Origin of the sequence: Bacillus sp. 2D03 (assembly GCF_003946765.1) — a bacterium.
Classification (GTDB): domain Bacteria; phylum Bacillota; class Bacilli; order Bacillales; family Bacillaceae_G; genus Bacillus_A; species Bacillus_A cereus.
This window is the reverse complement of the sequence record NZ_RPSJ01000010.1, coordinates 146,136-163,987: the sequence shown is the minus strand read 5'-3', so window position 1 is coordinate 163,987 and position 17,852 is coordinate 146,136. Positions and strand designations below refer to the sequence as shown.

Below are 17,852 nucleotides of genomic sequence, written 5' to 3'. Positions count from 1 at the left end.
AAAAGTTTGTCTACATTTTATATTCAGACAACTTAGTCACGTTTAACAGGGGGGAAACATAATGGTCAAACATAATCCATTTCAATCACGCGCAACTTTTGAAGTAGATGGAAAAACGTATCATTATTATGATTTGAAAGCGCTTGAAAACGCAGGGGTTGGCAACGTATCTCAATTACCATATTCCGTGAAAGTTTTACTTGAATCAGTACTTCGTCAAGTAGACGGACGTGTAATCACAGAAGAGCATGTTACAAATTTAGCGAAATGGGGAACGAAAGATGTGCAAGATATCGATGTTCCATTTAAACCATCTCGTGTAATTTTACAAGATTTCACTGGTGTTCCAGCTGTTGTTGATTTGGCTTCGCTTCGTAAAGCAATGGCAGACATGGGTGGGGATCCTGATAAAATTAATCCGGAAATTACTGTAGATCTTGTAATTGATCACTCTGTACAGGTTGATAGAGCGGGTACGGCAGACGCGCTTGCATTCAACATGGACTTAGAGTTTAAACGTAATGAAGAACGTTATAAATTTTTAAGCTGGGCACAAAAATCATTTGATAACTATCGTGCAGTTCCACCAGCTACAGGTATTGTACACCAAGTAAACCTTGAATATTTAGCACCAGTTGTTCATGCTGTGAAAAATGCTGAAGGTGACTTAGTTGCATACCCAGATTCATTAGTTGGAACAGACTCACATACAACAATGATTAATGGTATCGGTGTTCTTGGATGGGGCGTTGGTGGTATTGAAGCAGAAGCAGGGATGCTTGGACAGCCTTCATACTTCCCAGTACCTGAAGTAATCGGTGTGAAATTAACCGGTACACTTCCAAGTGGTACTACAGCAACTGACGTTGCATTAAAAGTAACGCAAGTATTACGTCAAAAAGGTGTAGTTGGTAAATTCGTTGAGTTCTTCGGTAACGGACTAAAGAGTATGCCTTTAGCTGACCGTGCAACAATTTCAAACATGGCACCAGAATACGGCGCAACTTGTGGATTCTTCCCAATCGACGATATTTCATTAGAATACTTACGTTTAACAGGTAGAGATGAAGAGCAAATTCGCGTTGTTGAAGAATACTGTAAAGCGAACGGTTTATTCTATACAGCAGACAGCAAAGATCCAATTTACACTGATCTTGTTGAAATTGATTTAAATACAATTGAATCTAACCTTTCTGGACCGAAACGCCCACAAGATTTAATTCCACTTTCAGATATGAAAGATGCGTTCCACAAAGCTGTTGTAGCACCAGTTGGAACACAAGGACTTGGATTTAATGAGCAAGAGTTCGATAAAGAAGTGAAGGTTACATTAGAAGATAAAGAAGTAACGATGAAAACAGGTGCAATTGCAATTGCTGCAATTACAAGTTGTACAAATACATCAAACCCATACGTATTAATTGGGGCAGGTTTAGTTGCGAAGAAAGCAATTGAAAAAGGACTTAAAGTACCTGAGTACGTAAAAACATCATTAGCACCAGGATCTAAAGTTGTTACTGAGTACTTAGATAAATCAGGCTTAACAACATATTTAGATCAATTAGGTTTCCAAACAGTTGGTTACGGCTGTACGACTTGTATCGGTAACTCTGGCCCATTAGCGCCAGAATTAGAAGAAGCAATCGCAGCAAACGATTTACTAGTAACATCTGTTTTATCTGGTAACCGTAACTTTGAAGGTCGTATTCACCCGCTTGTAAAAGCGAACTACTTAGCATCACCACCACTTGTTGTGGCATATGCACTTGCAGGTACTGTTGATATTGACCTGAAAAATGATGAAATTGGTAAAGATGCAAATGGCAATGCTGTTTACTTCAACGATATTTGGCCATCAGCTAAAGAAATTGAAGATGTAGTTCAAAGCGTTGTTACATCTGAACTGTTCAAGAAAGAATATGCACAAGTATTTAATAGCAATGAGCGTTGGAATGAAATCCAAACTTCAAATGAAGCTTTATATACTTGGGATAATGATTCAACATACATTCAAAACCCACCATTCTTTGAAGGATTATCTAAAGAGCCAGGTGAAGTTGAAACGTTATCAGGCTTACGCGTAGTTGGTAAATTTGGTGACTCTGTAACGACAGACCACATTTCACCAGCAGGTTCAATCGGTAAGCACACACCAGCTGGACGCTACTTATTAGAAAACGGCGTACAACCAGTTGACTTCAACTCTTACGGTTCTCGTCGTGGTAACCATGAAGTTATGATGCGTGGTACATTCGCGAACATCCGTATTAAAAACCAAATCGCACCAGGAACAGAAGGCGGATATACAACATATTGGCCAACTGGTGAAGTAACATCTATCTATGATGCTGCTATGAAATATAAAGAAGATGGCACAGGCCTTTTAGTTGTTGCTGGTAAAGATTACGGTATGGGAAGTTCTCGTGACTGGGCTGCAAAAGGTACAAATTTATTAGGTATTAAAGCAGTAATCGCAGAAAGCTTCGAGCGTATTCACCGCAGTAACTTAGTGTTAATGGGTGTGTTACCACTTCAATTTAAAGATGGCGAAAGCGCTGAAACGTTAGGTCTTGTTGGTAACGAGTCATTTGAAATTCAAATTGACAAAACAGTTAGACCACGCGATCTTGTAAAAGTAGTTGCAACTGATCTAGATGGCAACGAAAAACAATTTGAAGTAGTAGCTCGTTTCGATAGTGAAGTTGAAATTGACTACTACCGTCACGGTGGTATTCTGCAAATGGTTCTTCGTGAGAAAATTGAAGAGTCTAAAGTGTCGAACTAAATAATTGAAATGAATGATAAGGAAGCTAACAATTGTTAGCTTCCTTATTTTATGGAAAGGGATGAAACCATTTGGTTTCATCCCTTTCTTTTTACTATAAACAATGGAGGAAACGTCATGAAAGAATATAAAAGAATTTTGTTACCGTTACAGAAAGAAAAAATATTAGTAATAGCAGCTGTATGCAGTGGGCTTTTTGCAGCTATTTTAAATCTCTCCCGTCCACTATTCATGGGACTAATTGTAGATAACCTGATTCAACGAGAGCTGAAAGGAGCGTATCTTTACATTACTTTGTTTACAGCTAGCCGTTTGTTGATGTGGGTGAACAATCTTTCATTTGATTATGTAAGCTCAAAAGCGAGTCAGCGAATATTACGAGAGAAGCGTATAGATGTATTGCGCCAATTTTTCCTATTACCGTTTGAAGAGAGTGAGAAAATCAAACAAGGAGAGTTAGAAACTTTGGTCGTGTCTGATATTCCGAACTGGGTCAGATTATATGGCTCTATATTAATAGAATATATACACGCTATTGCCCAATTTATTGGAGCTTTCATAGCACTACAACATATAGATATACAGTTTATATTGTGGGTAACTCCGTTTTTATTTTTAAGTACAATTGTTCCAATACTGATGGGAGAAAAGGTAAGAGATATTGCAAGCGTTTCTCAAAAAAATCACTCAAGTGTTGTAGAGATGGTGTCACAGTTTGTAAAGGGGATACAAGATTTGCGGAGTTTACAAAAAGAAAAATGGGCAATTCGCTTATTTAAAAGAGTAACGGCACAATCGTATAAATCAGAAGTAAAGAAGACGATGATGCAACATTGCATTGGAGTAGTTGGAACGGTGATTGAAACAGGAGCATATATTGTTGTTCTCATTATAGGTGCACAAAAAATAATGAGGGGAGAAATAGAAGTTGGTTCACTCATTGCAGTGTTAGCGACAATTGAGATGCTCTTTTTCCCTGTCCGTTATGTGGGCGATTTATTAATAATGACACAAGTTGCAGTCGCTTCGGCAAATAGAGCTTTTTGCTTTTTAAATAAACGAGCAGTAGATAGCAATGTAGAAAGAGCGATGGGGATCAGGATAACAAATGTTTCATTTCAGGAGAATGACGAAGAGAAATGCAGAATTCATAATATTAATTTGCAAATTCGTCCTGGTGAACTCGTTATGATTGTGGGAGAAAGCGGTGCAGGAAAAACAACGCTTTTAAAGTTAATAACGGGCTTGTATAAACCATCTAACGGTAGCATTGCTTATTATGGTAATGAAGCTCGTATGACTACAGTGTGGCAAGAACCACGTTTTTTCCGAACGACGGTAACAGAGAATATGTATTTCGGGGAAGAGGGTTTAGAAAATCAGTTAGAAAAAAATAGTGAACTTATAAATGTAACGCCGATTATTAGAGGGTTACCTGAAGGGAGTCAAACTGTGCTACATAAAAGCGGTGAAGAGTTTTCGGGAGGCGAAAGAAAACGTCTTGCATTATTGCGCGCGATTGTATCAAATCCAACTCTTATTATTTTAGATGAACCGACGGCTGGGTTAGATCCGGGCAATCAAGAACTGGTTTGGAATATGATTGAAGGGATAGGAAGAGATGTAACGAGAATTGTGGCAACACATGATGTAGAGAGGGTGGTACTAGCAGATCGTATTGTCATAATGAAAGAAGGAAATATTGTTGCATGTGAGGGTCCAGAAAAATTAATACATAGTCATTCATTTTTTAAGAGATGTGAATAAAGATAAGAGCAATGCTCTAATCTTTATTCAGTGTCATTTAGTTGATACTCGATAGATTCGGAGTGATTTAGATCAACGTTAAAAGTAGCAGTCATAAGGAAAGTGGCAATTCCAAGAATTAAGAAAAGGACGAATGAGACTAGAGAGACGTAGAGACAAATACGTCCTATTTTCTTTTTTTCAAGATCTTTACTAAAGAGTGAAATGATCCATGTAATAATACCGACTGGGTATAAAAGAAAACTAAGAATATATAATGTTGTTTTTTCGAATGAATTCATAAACAATCCCCTTTTGTTGTAGGTTTATAACTATGAGAGGAAAAAGGTGAATGGGTCCATAATTAGATAAGCAACACTTCATCTGCTTTTCTAATTATATGATAAAATTGCACTTTTAATAAGAATATTCTAATTATTTCGATTGTGAATATTTCCAAGCTTGTCCGTATAAGCTAAAATAAGGTATATAGTATTTTGATGAATGTGTTAAAAGAAGATAATACGTTAGGGTGATATAAAATGTGGCGGAAGCTTACGATTATTGTAGTGTTACTTTGTTTAGCGGGATATGCAGCTTATGAACAGTTTGGTCATAAAGAGCAGGCGGTAAAAGTGAAGCAAGAAAAAAGTGAAGCTGCTATGAAAGAGATGATTGCAAGTAATGGTATTGAAATAGGGAAGAGTGCACCAGACTTTACATTAACGAATTTAGATGGAACGAATGTAAAGTTATCAGATTTAAAAGGAAAGAAAGTGATTGTAAACTTTTGGGCAACGTGGTGTGGACCATGTCAGCAAGAAATGCCGGATATGGAAGCTTTCTATAAAGAACATAAAGAGAACGTAGAAATTTTAGCAATAAATTATACGCCTTCAGAAAAAGGTGGGGGAGTAGAAAAGGTAAGCAATTTTGCTAAAGAAAAAGGAATTACTTTTCCTATTTTATTGGACAAGAACATTGATGTGACAACAGCGTATAAAGTAATTACGATTCCAACTTCGTATTTTATAGATACAAAAGGTGTCATTCAAGATAAGTTTATTGGGCCGATGACGCAAAAAGAGATGGAGAAAAGAGTTGCTAAATTAAAATAATGGTGAAAAGGTAGAGGTGGAGAGTTCCCATTTCTGCCTTTTCTTTTTCAAGTAGTAATAACTTCATGATATGATGTAAGAAATATAAACGTTTAGAGATAAAGGAGTGTATGGAGTGGGGAATGTATCCTTACCGTTAGATTATGTTGTAATTGATTTTGAAACAACAGGATTTAACCCTTATAATGATAAAATTATTCAAGTTGCAGCAGTGAAATATCGTAATCATGAATTAGTAGATCAATTTGTTTCATACGTGAATCCAGAGCGGCCAATTCCGGACCGAATAACGAGTTTAACAGGTATTACTAATTATCGCGTTTCAGATGCACCGACGATTGAAGAAGTGTTACCTTTATTTTTAGCATTTTTACATACAAATGTTATTGTGGCCCATAATGCTTCTTTTGATATGCGCTTTTTGAAAAGTAATGTAAATATGCTTGGGTTGCCTGAACCTAAAAATAAAGTAATTGATACTGTATTTTTAGCAAAGAAATACATGAAGCATGCGCCTAATCATAAACTTGAAACGTTAAAACGAATGCTGGGAATTCGTTTAAGCTCTCATAATGCATTTGACGATTGCATTACGTGTGCTGCTGTTTATCAAAAGTGTGCAGCTATTGAAGAAGAAGGGAAACGAAAAGTAAATAAGGCTATGCTTGATGAAACTGCGGTATATGAAGCGGTCAAAGAAATACTTGCATGTAATAAACGTAATGTAGAATGGCTACGTTGTATGAACGTAGGAAGTTATTTAGATATAAAAGCTTTTTATCCAGTTATGAGATTAAAGGTAAAAGGGCGAAAGAAATATGTATTAACAGAGATATTAGAAGAAGATGTGAAAGAAATATGTACAAGTTTAAAATGTGAACCGGCGTTAAAAAGTGAAGTTGGTAATACGAGAATTATGCTTAATAGCTTAGAGGATGTTATGAAATTAGAAAGTTATATTTTAGAGCAGTATGATTTTGTATTACAGGCGCTTCATGATTATAAAGAAAATGAAATGAATGCAGATGAAAAGTTGAAAGAGTATTTAAATATTATGGTATAAAAAACTCCGTGTGCAATATATTGTACACGGAGTTTTTTTAGGAGTACTAAAACATAAAATTTTCTTGCAAATCTGATTAAAGAGTTTTTTGTTTGCTCATACTATGTAATAAGAAAGCGAAGGAGAGAGGGTGAACAACATGAGAAGAAGTCGCCGTAAATCGTTTGAAGAACTTGTAAATGAAAATAAACAACAATTATTAAGCGATCGTGAGGCAATTGATCGCATTGAAGAGCGCATTGAAAAACGTTATGAAATGAAACTTTTTAAGCAAGCTGAATAATTCTTAACACTAGTACGATACTAGTGTTAAGGAGGCGATAGTAATGGGTAATCCGAAAAAAAATTCAAAAGACTTTGCACCGAATCATATTGGAACACAATCAAAAAAAGCTGGTGGAAATAAAGGAAAGCAAATGCAAGATCAAACAGGTAAACAACCGATTGTTGATAATGGTTAAAGAAAAGGAGAATATTACATTCTCCTTTTTTATGTATAAATTTGAGGAAAGATAGGTAATTTAAGATGGTGTGTATATACAATATTAGGAGGGAAGTACATGCCAAATCCAGATAATCGAAGTGACAACGCTGAAAAGTTACAAGAAATGGTGCAAAATACAGTTGATAACTTTAATGAAGCAAAAGAAACAGCGGAACTTTCTAATGAAAAAGATCGTGCTGCTATTGAAGCAAAAAATCAAAGACGTTTAGAAAGTATTGACTCATTAAAAAGTGAAATCAAAGATGAATCTTAACAAAATGTACAAAAAGGGCTGACTTTTGTCAGCCCTTTTTCGTAATCGTAAAGTTTTCAACAAGTAAACGCCAATTTTGTGGAAATGGCAAGCCAATCTTCCAATAACTAATACCGCCAATGCCCTGCTCTTTCATTAAATTGAATTTACTTTGAATAGACCTCGCATCTTCAAACCAAACTTCATGTTGTACGCCATTTTCGTCAAAGTAATTAAAATGTGGAGCTTGAGCTGTGAAATCATAGCGGATAGGAACATTATATTTACGAGCAAGTGCAACAGCTGCGACAGAGCTAACTGCTTTTGCTGGTGGATTCCCTTGTTTGAACGGAAGTTTCCAATCGAATCCGTATAAGTTTTGCCCCATCATAATTTTTTGGGGAGGCATTTGAGATTTTGCGTATTGAAGTACTTCTTTTACAGGACCGATAGGAGAGATTGCCATTGGTGGCCCGCCCTGCCAACCCCAGTCATATGTCATAATGACGACGAAATCAACAATTTGCCCTTGCGCTTTATAATCATGGGCTTCGAAAAACTTTCCCTTTTGATTTGAACTTGTTTTCGGTACGAGAGTTGTGCTTAATGTGTACCCGCTAGGTAAGCGAATTTTTACATTTCGTAAAAAGCGATTATACGCCTCGCGGTCTTCGGGTGCTACACTCTCGAAATCGAAATGAATGTCTCGCATGCCATATTTTTCAGCTGTTTGCAAAATGTTAGTAATAAATTTGTTTTGAATCGTTGCGTCGCGTAAAATAACCGATGTTAGATCGGCACTGAAATTACCATTTTCAATATTTGTAATAACGAGCATAGGGATTGTTTGCCCTTGCGTTGCAATATTAGCAATTTTAGCTGTTTCAGTAGGTTCTTTTAATGTGCCATCTCTTTTTGCCTCAAAACTAAAATAAGCTAAATATGTTAAAAATGGATTGATGGCACGTGTAGCATTAACTAAACTTTCTTTAATCGGTATAGTGGAAGGTTGTAAATAAGCGATGGATTCTACAGATCGTTTTGTGCCTTTTGGTACATATAATTGTTGTCCGACATGGAGAATAGATTTTAAAGATAAATTATTAACTTTAGCTAAACTAGCGAGGGGGACATTATATGTTTGAGAAATCCGATAGAGGCTGTCACCAGGCTGTACATAATAATTATTTCCTTTCGTATTAACGATAAGTGCCTGACCAACAACGAGCGTTTCAGCGGGATTTAGTCCATTGTCTTTTACTATTTCGTCAGGTGTTGATCCATATTTTGATGCCAAGCTATATACGCTATCACCGCTACGAACCGTTACAATTTGAATCATATGCTTGCTCCTTTCGGGAAAAGATTCACTATTTTTATTTTATTTTTGATGTCACTGTATTATGATTAAATGTATGCAAGGTAGCAGAAGTGAAAGAAGGCGAATATACATATGTTTGTAGCAGAACATGAAGTTGAAATCCGTTATGCGGAAACAGATCAAATGGGTGTTGTTTACCATTCAAACTACTTAGTGTGGCTTGAGTTAGGTCGCACGAAACTTATACAAGATTTAGGTTTTTCATATGTTGAAATGGAGAAAGAAGGAATTATTTCTCCTGTGTTAGATTTACAAATTTCATACCGTAAAGCGATGCGTTACGGAGAAAAAGCAATCGTAAAAACATGGGTAGATACTGTGAGCCCACTTCGCGTTGTATATGGATATGAAATATATAATGGTGATGGTGAACTTTGTATTACTGCAAGTACGACGAATATTTGTGCGAAAAAAGAAGGGTTCCGCCCTGTATCATTTAAAAAGTTATATCCTGAGTGGTATACGAAATATGAGGAAATTAAGAAAAAATAAAAAAGCGTGGCAGAAGCCACGTTTTTTTATTTTTCATAATTAAATTGTGGGAAGTCGTCACCTTCGTTAAGTGTAACAGATAAATTATGTCCATCGAAGAACCATTCATCATCGCCTTCAATAAAGAAGTTAATACCTTCTTCTTGAATTTGAACAGCAGGATGTGCAGGATCATCTTTACGAATCCCTAAAGAAAGTCCTTTTTGCACAGTACTGCAACCACCGTATTGTACGAAAAAGCGTAGTGTTTCATTTGATTGTAAGTTTAATTCATTTTTATACCATTGTGCTGCTTCTTTTGTTACGGAAAGATTCATGTATAGTTCCTCCAAATTATGTTGCTTTTTCTTTAGTATAAAAAATAACGCAAAAAGACGCTATTAATATGCTTCACGTTTTCTTTTTGCGTTATTTGGGTTACGATCTTATTTTTGCTTTTTTGAAAAGTTTGCTTTTGGTTCAGTTTTATTTATAATTCGTCCGATATTTGCACGGTGTTTATAAATAACCATACCTGCTAATAAACACATCGCAATAATGAAGATTTTATCCCCGCTAACAATGGATGCAATAACAGCAACAACTGCTGTTACCATAGAAGAAAGTGATACGTATCTTGTTGTAAATAAAAGGGTGAAAAATACAACAGCCAATATTGCAAAAACAACTGGTGAATAGCATAATAGCACCCCAGCAGAAGTTGCAACTGCTTTACCACCGCGGAATTTCGCGAAGATTGGATAGACATGTCCAAGAACAGCCGCTAACCCGAACCATAGTGGATGAATATCTAATCCGAAAATCATTGGTAGACTTGTTGCTAATGTCCCTTTTAAAATGTCAGCAATTGTAACGGTAAAACCTGCTTTTTTCCCTAATGTGCGGAATGTGTTTGTTCCGCCTAGATTACCGCTCCCGTGCTCACGAATATCGATTCCGTAGCCGATTTTTCCAACAACTAGTGCAAATGGAATCGAGCCAAGTAAGTAGGCAACGATAAATAAAAGATATGTAGTAACCATAAGTTCAGTCTCCTTTATTCAAATGTGTTGATAAAGGGTAAAAAGAGTTTTTCCCGTATATTGTACCATACATTTGTAAAGAGCACATTTCTTTTTTGTAAATGAAAAATTCATTATTTCGTGAAAAAAATTTCACAGTAATGTTACATTTCTCACAGAAACAGTAAGACTATATGTAGTAACATTTTAATCAAAAGATAACAACATATTGGTGGAGGGTTATAAATGTTACAAAATAATACACGTGGAGAAGAAGAATTAATGAAAGTGTTCGAGACAATAGTCCACGGCAATGAACAAGATTTAATGCAAGAAAATGCAAATGTAGACGGCCGCTCTCCAATGGGCGTAATGGGAACATTTGCATCTGAGAGTGCAAAATATTATGCTGTTGAGAATTTATTGTCAGATCAAGTGAAAAAAGCGATAAATGAAAATATATTATATCCACATGATTTAGATTTTTATGCGACAGGAACGACGACTTGTTCACAAATTCCGTTAGCGCAAATGCTTGCTAACGGTTTTCATACTGGACATGGACATATGAGACAACCGCAAGACATTAAAAGTGCATTGGCTCTTTCGTCTATTATTTTTCAAGCGAATCAAAATATGCAGCATGGTGGTCAATCGTTTGCACTCTTTGATATTGATTTAGCACCTTATGTACGAAAAACAATTGAGAGACATAAAAAACGATTACAATCATATCCGCTTACGAAAGAACAAATAGAAGAATTCGCATGGAAAGAAACGGAAAATGATACGTATCAAGCGTGTGAGGCTTTCGTTCATAATTCGAATAGTATGCATAGTAGGGGCGGAGGACAAGTACCGTTTATTTCTATTAATTATGGAACAGATACATCAAAAGAAGGAAGAATGTTAATTAAACAACTTTTAAAAGCGACACAAGCTGGACTTGGTAAAGGAGAGACACCGATTTTTCCGATTCAAATTTTCAAGATGAAAAAAGGTGTGAATTTTGAAGAAAGTGATCCGAACTACGATTTATTTGAATTAGCATTAGAGACAACGGCTGAACGATTGTTCCCTAACTTTTCATTTTTAGATGCTCCGTTTAATGCAGTGCATTATGATGGAAGACCGGAAAGTGAAGTATGTTACATGGGATGTCGTACCCGTGTTATGTCTAATATACATGGAGAAGAAACAGCGATTGGTAGAGGGAATTTATCATTTACGTCTATTAATTTAGTGAAATTAGCGTTAATTAGTGGTTCAAAAGAAGCGTTTTTTGAAGCGCTAAACTATTATTTAGATTTAGGAATTAAGCAGCTATTAGAAAGATATGCGTATCAATGTACGAAGCGAGCAAGAGATTTTCAGTTTTTATATTCACAAGGTGTATGGCGTGGTGGAGAAACGTTGCAGCCTGAAGACTTCGTAGCCTCGATTTTAAAACAAGGGACGTTAAGTATTGGTTTTATCGGTCTTGCGGAATGTTTAGTAGCTTTAACAGGAAAGCATCATGGGGAAGATGGAGAATCATGGAAACTTGGGTATGAAATTATTTCCTTTATGAGAGATAGAATGGATAAAGCGACAGAAGAACATCAACTGAATTTCTCAGTAATTGCAACTCCAGCAGAAGGATTATCAGGAAAGTTTGTGAAAAAAGATAGAGAAGAATTTGGTGGAATTAACGGTATAACGAACCATAATTACTATACGAATTCATTCCATATTCCAGTTTATTATAACATTCAAGCGATAAATAAAATCCGTTTAGAAGGCCCGTTCCATGCTCTCTGTAATGGAGGACACATTACTTATATTGAACTAGATGGAGCAGCAATGCATAACAAAAAGGCATTAAAACAAATTGTACAAGCCATGGCAGAACATGGCGTTGGATACGGTTCAATTAATCATCCTGTTGACCGTTGTAAGTGCTGTAGTTATCACGGGGTTATTGGGAATGAATGTCCAAGTTGCGGGAATAAAGATGAGGCTAATATAGAAAGAATTCGCCGTATAACAGGCTATCTTGTAGGAGATATGTCGAAGTGGAATAGTGCGAAACGTAGTGAAGAGATAGATCGGGTGAAACATAAATGAAAGTGATGAATATTATTCATGATAGTGTAGTAGATGGAGAAGGATTGCGGACAGTCGTGTTTTTTGCGGGCTGTCCGCATCGTTGCGTTGGTTGCCATAATCCGAAATCGTGGAATATTTGCAATGGAACGGAAATGACAGTAGAAGAAATTGTGAAAGAGATTGCAAGTAATCCATTAACTGATGTAACATTTTCAGGTGGAGATCCATTTTTTCAAGCTGCTGAAGTGAAAAAGGTAGCAAAAATCGTGAAAGATTTGAAAAAAAACCTATGGATGTATACAGGTTATACGTTAGAAGAGATACAGAGTTCTCAAAATAATGATATGATAGAGTTGTTACATTATGGGGATGTTTTAGTCGATGGAAGGTTTGAAATTGAGAAAAAAGATTTAACACTTCCATTTCGCGGAAGCTCCAATCAACGTATTATTCGATTGAAAGAGTAAAAAGGCGGGATAGATTATATGAATAAAACAGTATTGCTTGTTGAAGATGAAAGAAGATTACGTGAAATTGTTAGTGATTATTTTCGTAATGAAGGCTTTGAAGTAATCGAAGCAGAAGATGGAAAAAAAGCGTTAGAGTTATTTGCAGAGCATGAAATTGATTTAATTATGTTAGATATTATGTTACCGGAAATAGATGGATGGTCTGTTTGTAGAAGAATTAGAAAAGAATCAGCAGTACCAATTATTATGTTGACAGCACGTTCGGATGAGGATGATACATTGCTAGGTTTCGAATTAGGTGCAGACGAGTATGTAACGAAACCATTTAGCCCGAAAGTATTAGTAGCTCGCGCAAAGACGTTATTGAAACGTGCGGATGGTGCGGTAGGAGTAGCGGAAGAAAATGCTATGTCTTTAGCTGGAATAGAAGTAAATCGTCTATCTAGAACTGTTTTAGTAGATGGAGAAGAAATTATATTGACACATAAAGAATTTGAACTTCTTGTGTATTTAATGGAGAACAAAGGAATCGTGTTATCACGTCAACATTTATTAGATCAGTTATGGGGATATGACTATTACGGTGATGACAGAACGGTTGATACCCATATTAAAAAACTTCGAAATAAGCTAGGAGATAAAGCAAAGCATATCGGTACTGTTATTCGAGTTGGTTATAAATTTGAAGAATAATCTAGAACGATTTGTGTAATTTAGCCTAGGGAAATGGCGATTTTATACTCTCTTTTGAAGGTAGAATGTACAAAAAATACTTTTTTTGTCTACAATGTTAGATAGGAGTATTTTTTTAATTAGATTTCACGATGAGTTCACAAGAAGGACACAAAACGTGACTATACTGAAAATACGAATTCACCAGAGAGGGGAAATAAAACATGGGATATTACGACGGACCAAATTTAAATGAAGAGCATAGTGAAACGAGAGAAGTGAGAAAATCAGGTAGTAAAAAAGGCTATTTCTTCACAGGTTTAGTGGGGGCTGTAGTCGGAGCGGTTTCGATTAGTTTTGCAGCACCATATATGCCATGGGCTCAAAATAATGGAGCGCCAGTATCATCATTTAGTTCGGATTCAAAAGTAGAAGGTACTGTAGTTCCTGTTGTAAATAAAGCGAAAAATGAAACTGATTTACCTGGTATGATTGAAGGGGCGAAAGATGTTGTTGTAGGTGTTATTAATATGCAACAAAGTGTTGATCCATTTGCAATGCAACCGACAGGTCAAGAACAACAAGCTGGTTCAGGATCAGGTGTTATTTATAAAAAAGCAGGGAATAAAGCATATATCGTAACAAACAACCACGTAGTAGATGGTGCAAATAAACTTGCTGTAAAACTAAGTGATGGTAAAAAGGTAGATGCAAAGTTAGTAGGGAAAGATCCTTGGTTAGACTTAGCTGTTGTTGAAATTGACGGGGCTAATGTGAATAAAGTTGCAACTTTAGGTGACTCAAGTAAAATCCGCGCGGGTGAAAAAGCAATTGCAATCGGTAACCCACTAGGTTTTGATGGAAGTGTAACGGAAGGTATAATCAGTAGTAAAGAACGTGAAATTCCAGTTGATATTGATGGCGATAAACGACCAGATTGGCAAGCACAAGTTATTCAAACAGATGCAGCGATTAACCCTGGTAACAGTGGTGGTGCATTATTTAACCAAAATGGTGAAATAATTGGGATTAACTCAAGTAAAATTGCACAACAAGAAGTTGAAGGAATTGGATTTGCTATTCCAATTAATATCGCAAAGCCAGTTATTGAATCACTTGAAAAAGACGGAGTAGTGAAACGTCCAGCGCTTGGAGTAGGTGTCGTTTCATTAGAAGATGTGCAAGCTTATGCAGTCAATCAATTGAAAGTACCGAAAGAAGTAACTAATGGTGTTGTATTAGGTAAAATTTACCCAATATCACCGGCTGAAAAAGCTGGTTTAGAGCAATATGATATCGTAGTAGCATTAGATAATCAAAAAGTAGAGAATGCGCTTCAATTCCGTAAATATTTATATGAAAAGAAAAAAGTAGGCGAGAAAGTAGAAGTTACATTCTACCGTAACGGTCAAAAAATGACGAAATCGGCTACTTTAGCAGATAATTCAGCTACAAAGAATCAATAATTGAAATAAAAGAAAGTCTCTTTCATATTGAAAGAGACTTTCTTTATCGGCTATACTAAAGGAATAGGAGGGATTAATTATGACAATTGAAAACCCAACTCGTACGGAAATTGGTGAAGTGTTAAAGAAAAGCAAAACAATTGCGGTTGTTGGATTATCAGATAAGCCAGAACGTACATCGTATATGGTTTCAAAAGCAATGCAAGATGCTGGATACCGCATTATTCCAGTTAATCCAACAGTAGATGAGGTGCTTGGAGAAAAGGCAGTTTCTTCACTAAAGGATATTAAGGAACACGTTGACATAGTAAATGTATTTCGTCGCTCAGAGTTTTTAATGGATGTTGCAAAAGAATTCGTAGAGATTGATGCAGATGTTTTTTGGGCACAATTAGGAGTACAAGATGAGGATACATATAAATTTTTAAAAGAAAAAGACTATACTGTAATAATGGATCGTTGTATTAAAGTAGAACATGCGATGACAAAATAGTATAGATTTAAAGGTAGAAAGATTGATTCAGCCCTCATTATAGATAAGTAGGGCCGATGAACGAGGTGTTCATCATGAGATTTTTTAAAGGCTGTTTTTGGGGGTTGTTATTTGTAATCCCATTTTGGATCTTGATCATTTGGATCATAATAAAGGTTTGGAATGTGTAATCTTGGAATACATATCCATTTCTCGTTGACAAACGATTATTTTTCTGAAATAGTAGCCTAGAGGAATCCTTGTGAGAAAACAAGGATTTTTCTATTGAAAATGGTATATAAAAGAGATAAGATAACTTGCCAAAACTATAGTCGAGGCGTTATTCTATAATAGAAACATATGTTCTGATTTTGGATTAGGAAAGGGGCAAGGAGTTTGGCGAAGCATCAGTTCCAATATAATGAAGATGCGATTCAAGTGTTAGAAGGACTTGAAGCCGTTCGAAAACGCCCGGGTATGTATATCGGGAGCACGGACAGCCGTGGATTGCATCATTTAGTATATGAAATAGTAGATAACTCCGTTGACGAAGCGTTAGCGGGATTTGGCGACGAAATTTCAGTCGTAATACATAAAGATAATAGTATTAGCGTTATAGATAAAGGGCGAGGAATGCCTACGGGAATGCATAAACTTGGGAAACCTACACCTGAAGTTATTTTAACTGTACTTCATGCCGGTGGTAAGTTTGGTCAAGGTGGTTACAAAACGAGTGGTGGTTTGCACGGTGTTGGGGCATCGGTTGTAAATGCCTTATCAGAATGGTTAGTCGTAACGATTAAGCGTGACGGAAATATTTACGAACAACGCTTTGAAAATGGCGGTGTTCCTGTAACGACGCTTGAGAAAATCGGGAAGACGAAAGAGTCTGGTACTACGATGCATTTCAAACCAGATACAACGATTTTCAGCACAACAAATTATAATTATGAAACATTATGTGAGAGATTACGTGAATCTGCATTCTTATTAAAAGGAATGAAAATCTCGATAAAAGATGAGCGAAATGATTTAGAGGATGTATTTCATTATGAAACGGGAATTGAAGCTTTCGTTTCATATTTAAACGAAGAAAAAGATTCCATTCATCCAGTTGTATATTTCACTGGTGAACAAAATGGAATTGAAGCAGAACTAGCATTTCAATTTAACGATGGCTACTCAGAAAACATTTTATCGTTTGTAAATAACGTACGTACAAAAGATGGTGGAACACACGAAGCTGGATTTAAAACAGCGATGACGCGTGTGTTTAACGAGTATGCTCGTAAAGTAGCACTATTAAAAGAAAAAGATAAAAACTTAGAAGGCACAGATATTCGTGAAGGTGTAGCGGCTATCGTTTCGGTACGTGTACCAGAAGAAGTGCTTCAGTTTGAAGGGCAAACGAAAGGGAAACTAGGTACAAGTGAAGCGCGTTCTTCAATTGATGCCATTGTATCTGAGCATTTAGCATACTTTTTAGAAGAAAATCCTGATGTAGCTACACTTCTTGTGAGAAAAGCAATTAAAGCAGCACAAGCCCGTGAAGCAGCCCGTAAAGCAAGAGAAGAAGCGCGTAGTGGTAAGAAAAAGAAAAAATCAGAAGGTACGTTAAGCGGGAAATTAACACCTGCACAATCACGTAACCCGCAAAAAAATGAACTGTACCTAGTAGAGGGTGACTCTGCCGGTGGTTCTGCGAAACAAGGACGAGACCGACGTTTCCAGGCCGTATTACCGTTACGTGGTAAAGTAATTAATACAGAAAAAGCAAAGCTTGCTGATATCTTTAAAAATGAAGAGATTAATACAATCATTTATGCGATTGGCGGCGGTGTAGGAAATGAATTTGATGTTGAAGATATTAACTACGATAAAGTTGTAATTATGACCGATGCCGATACGGATGGGGCTCATATTCAAGTATTGTTATTAACGTTCTTCTACAGATATATGAAGCCACTTATCGAAGCTGGTAAAGTGTTTATCGCACTTCCTCCTTTATACAAAGTAAGTAAAGGAAAAGGTAAGAGTGAGGTAATTGAATACGCTTGGTCAGATGAGGAATTAGACGGTGTAACGAAAAAAGTTGGAAAAGGCTATATGTTACAACGTTATAAAGGACTTGGTGAAATGAATGCGGATCAATTATGGGAAACAACAATGAATCCTGAAACGCGTACATTAATTCGCGTGAAAATTGATGATGCAGCAAGAGCAGAGCGTCGCGTTACAACATTAATGGGCGATAAAGTAGAACCGCGCCGTAAATGGATTGAACGTAATGTACAGTTTGGTATGCAAGAAGAAGGAAATATTTTAGAAAATGAAATGATTATGGAGACGGAGGTGGAATAA

General features: G+C 36.3%; 18 protein-coding genes. 14 read left to right on the top strand and 4 right to left on the bottom strand.

The window, feature by feature from the left end:
* The first annotated feature begins 61 nt into the window (after nucleotides 1-61).
* Both acnA and EBQ15_RS21675 read left to right on the top strand, forming a co-directional pair.
* Nucleotides 62-2,785, top strand: coding sequence for an aconitate hydratase AcnA (gene acnA / locus EBQ15_RS21680; protein WP_000238561.1), 2,724 nt, complete (start codon nucleotides 62-64; stop codon nucleotides 2,783-2,785).
* A gap of 117 nt (nucleotides 2,786-2,902) precedes the next feature.
* Complete coding sequence (locus tag EBQ15_RS21675) at nucleotides 2,903-4,552, top strand: ABC transporter ATP-binding protein (RefSeq protein WP_000666369.1); 1,650 nt, start codon at nucleotides 2,903-2,905, stop codon at nucleotides 4,550-4,552.
* A 23-nt stretch (nucleotides 4,553-4,575) separates the two neighbouring features.
* On the opposite strand, the gene EBQ15_RS21670 is transcribed toward EBQ15_RS21675, so the two are convergent.
* Entirely contained in the window at nucleotides 4,576-4,833 is a 258-nt protein-coding gene (locus EBQ15_RS21670) for a hypothetical protein (protein ID WP_001083887.1), read from the bottom strand.
* A 240-nt stretch (nucleotides 4,834-5,073) separates the two neighbouring features.
* On the opposite strand from EBQ15_RS21670, the gene EBQ15_RS21665 reads away from it, so the two are divergent.
* The 5 genes from EBQ15_RS21665 to tlp all read left to right on the top strand — a co-directional run bounded on the left by EBQ15_RS21665 (nucleotide 5,074) and on the right by tlp (nucleotide 7,470).
* Entirely contained in the window at nucleotides 5,074-5,649 is a 576-nt protein-coding gene (locus EBQ15_RS21665; RefSeq protein WP_000269055.1) for a peroxiredoxin family protein, read from the top strand.
* A gap of 115 nt (nucleotides 5,650-5,764) precedes the next feature.
* Nucleotides 5,765-6,712 carry a 3'-5' exonuclease gene (locus EBQ15_RS21660; RefSeq protein WP_000528755.1) on the top strand — a complete coding sequence of 316 codons (948 nt, stop codon included), beginning with the start codon at nucleotides 5,765-5,767 and terminating at the stop codon, nucleotides 6,710-6,712.
* Nucleotides 6,713-6,851: 139 nt separating this feature from the next.
* The gene (locus EBQ15_RS21655) at nucleotides 6,852-6,995 is read left to right on the top strand and encodes an FbpB family small basic protein (protein WP_001254703.1); all 144 of its coding nucleotides are present in this window, start codon (nucleotides 6,852-6,854) and stop codon (nucleotides 6,993-6,995) included.
* Between the two features lie 43 nt (nucleotides 6,996-7,038).
* Nucleotides 7,039-7,173 carry an acid-soluble spore protein SspN gene (gene sspN / locus EBQ15_RS21650; RefSeq protein WP_000527987.1) on the top strand — a complete coding sequence of 45 codons (135 nt, stop codon included), beginning with the start codon at nucleotides 7,039-7,041 and terminating at the stop codon, nucleotides 7,171-7,173.
* Nucleotides 7,174-7,272: 99 nt separating this feature from the next.
* Nucleotides 7,273-7,470, top strand: a complete 198-nt coding sequence (tlp, locus tag EBQ15_RS21645) for a small acid-soluble spore protein Tlp (RefSeq protein ID WP_001133511.1) — start codon at nucleotides 7,273-7,275, stop codon at nucleotides 7,468-7,470.
* Nucleotides 7,471-7,498: 28 nt separating this feature from the next.
* Here tlp and EBQ15_RS21640 read toward each other — a convergent pair whose 3' ends face one another.
* Entirely contained in the window at nucleotides 7,499-8,791 is a 1,293-nt protein-coding gene (locus EBQ15_RS21640; RefSeq protein ID WP_000614865.1) for a glycoside hydrolase family 18 protein, read from the bottom strand.
* A 111-nt stretch (nucleotides 8,792-8,902) separates the two neighbouring features.
* On the opposite strand from EBQ15_RS21640, the gene EBQ15_RS21635 reads away from it, so the two are divergent.
* Nucleotides 8,903-9,322, top strand: a complete 420-nt coding sequence (locus EBQ15_RS21635) for an acyl-CoA thioesterase (RefSeq protein WP_000495813.1) — start codon at nucleotides 8,903-8,905, stop codon at nucleotides 9,320-9,322.
* A gap of 26 nt (nucleotides 9,323-9,348) precedes the next feature.
* Here EBQ15_RS21635 and EBQ15_RS21630 read toward each other — a convergent pair whose 3' ends face one another.
* Nucleotides 9,349-9,639, bottom strand: a complete 291-nt coding sequence (locus EBQ15_RS21630) for a HesB/YadR/YfhF family protein (RefSeq protein WP_001054453.1) — start codon at nucleotides 9,637-9,639, stop codon at nucleotides 9,349-9,351.
* A 108-nt stretch (nucleotides 9,640-9,747) separates the two neighbouring features.
* A complete protein-coding gene (gene plsY, locus EBQ15_RS21625; protein ID WP_000258974.1) occupies nucleotides 9,748-10,344 on the bottom strand; it encodes a glycerol-3-phosphate 1-O-acyltransferase PlsY in 597 nt (198 codons plus the stop codon).
* 225 nt (nucleotides 10,345-10,569) lie between these two features.
* Between plsY and EBQ15_RS21620 the strand changes: the two genes are divergently transcribed.
* From EBQ15_RS21620 to parE, 6 genes are all read left to right on the top strand, one after another.
* Entirely contained in the window at nucleotides 10,570-12,429 is a 1,860-nt protein-coding gene (locus EBQ15_RS21620) for an anaerobic ribonucleoside triphosphate reductase (protein WP_000940067.1), read from the top strand.
* Nucleotides 12,426-12,878, top strand: a complete 453-nt coding sequence (gene nrdG, locus EBQ15_RS21615; RefSeq protein WP_000867078.1) for an anaerobic ribonucleoside-triphosphate reductase activating protein — start codon at nucleotides 12,426-12,428, stop codon at nucleotides 12,876-12,878. The genes EBQ15_RS21620 and nrdG overlap by 4 nt, the downstream gene beginning before the upstream one ends.
* An 18-nt stretch (nucleotides 12,879-12,896) precedes the next feature.
* Complete coding sequence (locus EBQ15_RS21610; protein ID WP_001044679.1) at nucleotides 12,897-13,574, top strand: response regulator transcription factor; 678 nt, start codon at nucleotides 12,897-12,899, stop codon at nucleotides 13,572-13,574.
* Nucleotides 13,575-13,777: 203 nt separating this feature from the next.
* The gene (locus EBQ15_RS21605; RefSeq protein ID WP_000542641.1) at nucleotides 13,778-15,019 is read left to right on the top strand and encodes a S1C family serine protease; all 1,242 of its coding nucleotides are present in this window, start codon (nucleotides 13,778-13,780) and stop codon (nucleotides 15,017-15,019) included.
* Nucleotides 15,020-15,098: 79 nt separating this feature from the next.
* Nucleotides 15,099-15,512 carry a CoA-binding protein gene (locus EBQ15_RS21600; protein WP_000151387.1) on the top strand — a complete coding sequence of 138 codons (414 nt, stop codon included), beginning with the start codon at nucleotides 15,099-15,101 and terminating at the stop codon, nucleotides 15,510-15,512.
* 375 nt (nucleotides 15,513-15,887) lie between these two features.
* Nucleotides 15,888-17,852, top strand: coding sequence for a DNA topoisomerase IV subunit B (gene parE, locus EBQ15_RS21595; RefSeq protein ID WP_001062202.1), 1,965 nt, complete (start codon nucleotides 15,888-15,890; stop codon nucleotides 17,850-17,852).